At 37.3% G+C, this 5,875-nt stretch carries 4 protein-coding genes; 2 read left to right on the top strand and 2 right to left on the bottom strand.

Translation table 11 applies throughout. The features are described 5' to 3' along the window. Both R3333_RS11860 and R3333_RS11855 read left to right on the top strand, forming a co-directional pair. A partial coding sequence (locus R3333_RS11860) for a DUF308 domain-containing protein (RefSeq protein WP_318958991.1) occupies window positions 1-564 on the top strand: 564 nt, incomplete at its 5' end. A gap of 107 nt (window positions 565-671) precedes the next feature. Further along, window positions 672-1,361, top strand: coding sequence for a hypothetical protein (locus R3333_RS11855; RefSeq protein WP_318958990.1), 690 nt, complete (start codon window positions 672-674; stop codon window positions 1,359-1,361). Here the strand turns inward: R3333_RS11855 and mfd are convergent. Together mfd and R3333_RS11845 are read right to left on the bottom strand one after the other, a co-directional pair. Further along, window positions 1,358-4,693 (bottom strand): transcription-repair coupling factor, encoded by a 3,336-nt coding sequence (gene mfd, locus R3333_RS11850; protein WP_318958989.1) that lies wholly within the window; start codon window positions 4,691-4,693, stop codon window positions 1,358-1,360. The genes R3333_RS11855 and mfd overlap by 4 nt on opposite strands. A 151-nt stretch (window positions 4,694-4,844) precedes the next feature. Beyond that, window positions 4,845-5,875 (bottom strand): ABC transporter ATP-binding protein (locus tag R3333_RS11845; protein WP_318958988.1); only part of this gene is annotated, 1,031 nt, incomplete at its 5' end.

Genomic DNA, 5,875 nt, shown 5'->3' with positions numbered 1-5,875 from the left:
GAATTACAAGAAGAAAAGGAAGGCGCTGAAAAACAAATTCAAGAAAGTCAAAATCTCAAGAAAGAACAGCAAGATTCATTGCACGATCCTGAAAGGAATAGTGAGCCTAGACCCTCGAAAGTAAAGCTTCGAGCTTTTGTACCAGAAAAGAAGGTGAAAGAAGATAATGAAGCAGTGTATTGGTCTCAAAGTAGAAAGGAACTTAGTTCTCCGGTTTCTGAAACATCCGAAAGTAAGGAGGAAGTAGAGCTTCCAAAGGAAATTTATACAGAGGAGGATGGAAAGGTGAATAGGTCTGAGGTTAGGGCAAATATAGCACTCATACTTACCACTATCTCGTTATTGTGCTTGTATAATTTTCCGCTTATGTTACTTGGATTGGTATTCGGTTTGACAGGATTTGTTTTTGCGATTTATGCATTTACGGATAAAGCCCGAACGAGGAAAGCTAAAAATAGAGCTATAATAAGTGGTGTTGCTTTTCTATTATTTGCACTCGTTATCAGTGGGTTAATATTCTGGATTACATTAATAGATCCAATGGTGCTGTCGTTTTGGGTGTAAACAATTCATTTATAAACAATCATTTTATACAAAAGACGATTCACATTTTTTATCTGCATTTGTTCGATTATCTTTATAAGAGTTGAATAGACCAAAAAGGAACTAACATGAAAACACTTAACTTAATTACCGCACTAATTTTAGCTTTAATCATCGGAGGATGTGCAACTACACCTGATTTCAATAAAAGAAAATACACCAAAGGTAAATTCCGTATACCGCATAACTTAAAGAAGTATAAAGGCGACAACAAAGATGTTCCTGTAGAATTTAAAGCGCTGGAAAACCTACAAGCTATAACCTTAGATTCCCTACAGAATAGTTCTGTTTCGGACAAGTTAATTTTGAATAATCCTTCCCCTAAAAAAGAGGTGTTTAACTCATCTAAATCCTTAAAAAAGATTCCTGCAGAGGAAACTAATGAGTTGGAGATTTTAAGCGATGAAAACCGTGGGAAGGAACTCGAAAACCCAGAATTCTTCACGAGGAATAATGAGGATACGCTTAGGGTTGTTGAATTGACCGAAGAAGAATTGGATATAGCTCATACAGCAGAGAAGCAGGCTAAAACAGGACTTATACTCACAATTATTGGAGGGATATTGTTGTTTGGTATAATAACAATACCTCTGGGTGGTTTAATAATGCTTATCGGACTAATTTTTTCTATCCTATCGCTCGTATCCACTTATAATACAACAGAGGGTAGACGAAAAGCCTGGACAAGTGTCGTTCTTTTCATCTTGTTTCCAATTTTAGCAGCAGGATTTATCTTAGTGTTGTTTTTATTGTTTTAGAATATCTCCTCCAATCTATTCAGTGCTTGGTCTATACTGGTAATATCTGTGTAGATCAACCTGAGTTTATCATTTTTCTCACTCATCTTAACTCCTTTTGGAGCTTTTTGTATGTAGTTCAATATACGCGTGAAGTGAGCGCTCTGGAAGTACATACTTTGAGGGTTTGAGATGAAATATCCTATCATTTTTCCTGACTTCAATACGAGTTTCTCAAAACCAATCTCTTTGGCTGTCCATCTTAACTTCATCGATTGCATCAATTCCTCTACCTCAGAAGGTATGGGGCCAAATCTATCTTTTAAACGCGATTTAAAGCTGTCTAAACTTTGCTGGTCTTGTAAGTTATCTAACTCTTGGTATAAGGCTAAACGCTCAGCTACGTTGTTTACATAGTCATCAGGAATACGGATTTCCATATCCGTTTCCAATTGTGTTTCTTTTACGAATTGATTGAAATCGTCTGTATTTCTCTCTTCAAATAATTGCTTGAATTCACTTTCTCGCAATTCCTCTATGGCCTCGTTCAATATTTTTTGATACATATCGAATCCTATATCAGAGATAAATCCACTTTGCTCTCCACCTAAAAGGTTTCCAGCTCCACGTATATCCAAATCCTTCATGGCAATGTTGAAACCTGAACCTAAATCAGAGAATTGTACCAAAGCTTCCAAACGTTTTCTCGCCTCTGAGGTCATCATATCAAACCTAGGTGCGATGAGGTAACAGAATCCTTTTTTATTCGATCTACCTACACGACCTCTCAATTGGTGAAGATCACTCAACCCAAAGTTGTTCGCGTTGTTAATGATAATGGTGTTGGCGTTTGAGATATCAATACCAGATTCGATAATGGTTGTTGCAAGGAGAACGTCATATTCCCCTTCAATAAAGTCCATCATGATTTTTTCCAACTCTTTCCCTTCCATTTGTCCGTGACCAATTGCCACGCGAACTCCTGGACAAAGTCGTTGTATCATTCCTGAAACTTCTTTGATGTTAGCCAATCGGTTGTGTACAAAATACACCTGTCCTCCACGACTCACTTCATAAGATATCGCATCTCTAATTTGCTCCTCATCAAATTGAATCACTTCCGTTAATACCGGTTGACGGTTGGGTGGAGGAGTGTTGATGATACTCAAGTCTCTTGCTCCCATCAAGGAGAACTGTAATGTTCTTGGTATCGGAGTTGCAGTTAGCGTCAAAGTATCAACTGTAGCTTTTAAGGTTTTTAATTTGTCTTTTACAGCTACACCGAACTTTTGTTCTTCATCAATAATCATTAATCCAAGATCCTTGAACTTTACGCTTTTCCCTACGATTTTATGGGTTCCTACCAAAATGTCAACTTTACCATCAGCTAATTTTTTCAGAGTTTCATTGTTTTGTTTGGTAGACTTAAATCGATTAATGTAATCTACAGTAACAGGGAAATCTTTTAAACGCTCTTTGAAACTTCTATAGTGTTGTAATGACAAAATGGTTGTGGGTACCAAAACGGCAACTTGCTTACCATCTGTAGCTGCTTTAAATGCTGCACGAATAGCAATCTCTGTTTTACCAAAACCTACGTCACCACAAACCAATCTATCCATAGGAGTTTCTTTCTCCATGTCTTCTTTCACCGCCTCTGTTGCTTTTAACTGATCGGGTGTATCTTCATAGATGAAAGATGCCTCTAACTCATTTTGTAAATAAGTATCAGGAGAATAAGCAAATCCTACTTGTGCCTTTCTCTTGGCATATAATTGAATTAAATCGAAGGCAATTTCCTTGATTTTCTTCTTGGTTTTCTTCTTTAGGTTTGCCCAAGCCTGGGTTCCTAACTTGTTCATTTTTGGAACGGTTCCATCTTTACCCGTGAATTTGGAGATTCTGTGTAAAGAGTGAATGCTTACGTAAAGTACATCGTTATCCTTATATACCAAGCGAATGGCTTCTTGTGGTTTACCATTTACGTCTATGGTTTGTAATCCAGAAAACTGCCCTACACCGTGATCAATGTGCGTAACGTAATCTCCTTTTTGAAGGTTGTATACCTCTTTTAAAGTCAATGCTTGTTTGGCTTGCCTAAACCCTTCCTTCAGCCTAAACCTGTGGAAACGTTCAAAGATTTGATGATCGGTGTAACACGTGAGTTTCAAATCTGGTGAAATGAAACCTTCGTGTAATGCAAAGTTCATCGAAGAGAAATCAACTTCTCCACCTATGTCCTTAAAGATATCGTGTAGTCGTTCTATTTGTTTGGGTTGGTTAGAGAAAATCAAGTTTTTAAAATTGACTTTCTTACGGGCTATAAGGTCTTCACGCAATAATTCAAAGTTCTTATTGAAAGAAGGGTGAGGTTGGAATTTGAATTCCACTGTCTCATCGGCTTTGAAATGGTAATCTGGACCAAACTCTATGGTAGAGAAAAGTTCCAATTGTTTATTCCATTCTGACTTATGCAAAAATAGCTCACTTGGTTTTCCTCTTTTTACAGGTGATTCTGCAAGCTCTGTGTATATTTTTGTAGCTTTTTCGTGCTCTGATTTTAAGGTGCTTTCTATTAATTTATTCGAAGCCATCCATAAGGTAGAATGTTCACCAATAAACTCTAGTAAACTTCCATTAACTTCTTCAATTAAACTACTCTGAACATTAGGAATGATAGAGAAAAACTCATGAGCATTTATGGAAAGTTGCGATACGGGATCAAAAGTTCTGATTGTATCCACTTCATCTCCAAAAAACTCAATACGGAAAGGGTTGTCGTTTGAAAAAGAATAGATGTCAACGATTCCACCACGTACTGAAAACTGCCCGGGTTCGTAAACAAAATCAACAACTTCGAAACCGTATTCGTGCAATACTTCGGTTAAGAAGTCTATAGAGTATTCCTTTCCTTTTTCAATTTTAAAGGTATGTTCTGATAATCGTTTTTTAGTCGGTATTTTTTCTACCAAGGCTTTTGGGTAGGTAATAATCCAAGTGTTATTTCCCTTGTTTACCTTGTCTAGAACTTCTGCTCGAGCAACTACGTTCGCATTGTCAGTTCCCTCTAATTGATAGGGTGTTCTGTAGGATGCTGGGTAGAATAAAATATTATTGGCCTCTGGATAGAGTCCTTGCAAATCATTTAAAAAGTACGCGGCTTTTTCTTTATCTTCAAGAATGAATAAATGATGACCCGGAACTTGGCTAGCCATAGCTCCTGCTAAAATTGACTTCGAAGATCCAATTAATCCTTTCCAATGAATTCTACTTCCAACATATTGAAGTTTGTCGGCTGTAGTTTGAATTTGAGAAGAATTAGCAAAGTGCTCTCTAAAAGTCTTGATATCCATCTTAAAAAATATATTTCGGTTACCCGTGTTCCGTCTAAAAACGATTGGGCTTCAAATATAAGAAGGAAAAGGGAAAGCTTTGGACGTGCGGTTTACAAGTTGCGATATCTGTCGCTTCGCTTTTGTAAATAAAACCAAATGAGGTTTTCCACTAGGCGCTAATGCCCTGCAAGCTTGTTAGTCTATGATAAAAACCTTCTTTCTGCATCAGTTCGTCATGGGTTCCACGCTCCACGATTTCACCTTTGTTCAACACCAAAATGATATCAGCATTTTTAATGGTGCTCAAACGATGGGCAATGACCAAAGAAGTTCTGTTCTGCATCAGTTTGTTTAAGGCATCTTGAACTTGCTTTTCACTTTCTGTATCTAGGGCAGAAGTAGCTTCATCCAAAATCATAATCGGAGGGTTTTTTAATACAGCTCGAGCAATACTTACACGCTGCTTTTGTCCACCCGAAAGCTTGTTTCCACGTTCACCGATATTGGTTTCATACCCATCTTCTAACTCCATGATGAAATTATGTGCATTGGCAATTTTTGCCGCTTCTATGATCTCTTCCTTTGTAGCATTCGGCATTCCAAAAGCAATGTTACTTGCTACGGTGTCGTTGAACAAAATCGATTCTTGACTCACAATACCAATTTGCGATCTTAAGTCCTCCAGGGTGAAGTCTCTAATGTCAGTATCATCAAATAAAATCTGACCCGATTGTACATCGTAAAAACGAGGAAGTAAATCGGCCAAAGTAGATTTTCCACTTCCAGATTCTCCAACTAAAGCCACAGTTCTTCCTTTTTCTATATCGAAAGAAACGTTTTTAATCACCTTCTCATCTTTGTAGGCGAAAGAAATATTGTTAAAGCGAATTTTCTCTTTCAACCCTTCCATTTTTTGTGGAGAAGTAGGGTCTAATATTTTTTCATTGGTAAACAAAGTTTCATCTATTCTGTCTTGAGAAGCTTTGGCTTTATTCATGTTTCCAATGTTTTTGGCAACGGCCTGTATAGGTACTAGCAATTGCGAGAAAACAATTATGAATCCCATGAATTCTTCTCCAGTAAATCCATCTTGATCGGTTCCGTCCAAAATCATATTTCCACCGAACCAAACAATCCCTATCATTACAGCAGCTCCTAAAAATTCATTTAAAGGAGAACTTAGGTCTTTCTTTCTAAATG

The sequence above is a fragment of the Lishizhenia sp. genome (assembly GCF_033720595.1).
Lineage (GTDB): Bacteria > Bacteroidota > Bacteroidia > Flavobacteriales_D > Crocinitomicaceae > Lishizhenia.
Note: the sequence above shows the minus strand (reverse complement) of the source record. Positions and strands in the feature narration are given on the sequence as shown.

Excerpts from the sequence above, each read along its gene's own strand:
- R3333_RS11855 (WP_318958990.1), top strand. The coding sequence starts at position 672 with ATGAAAACACTTAACTTAATTACCGCACTAATTTTAGCTTTAATCATC.
- mfd (WP_318958989.1), bottom strand. The coding sequence starts at position 4,693 with ATGGATATCAAGACTTTTAGAGAGCACTTTGCTAATTCTTCTCAAATT.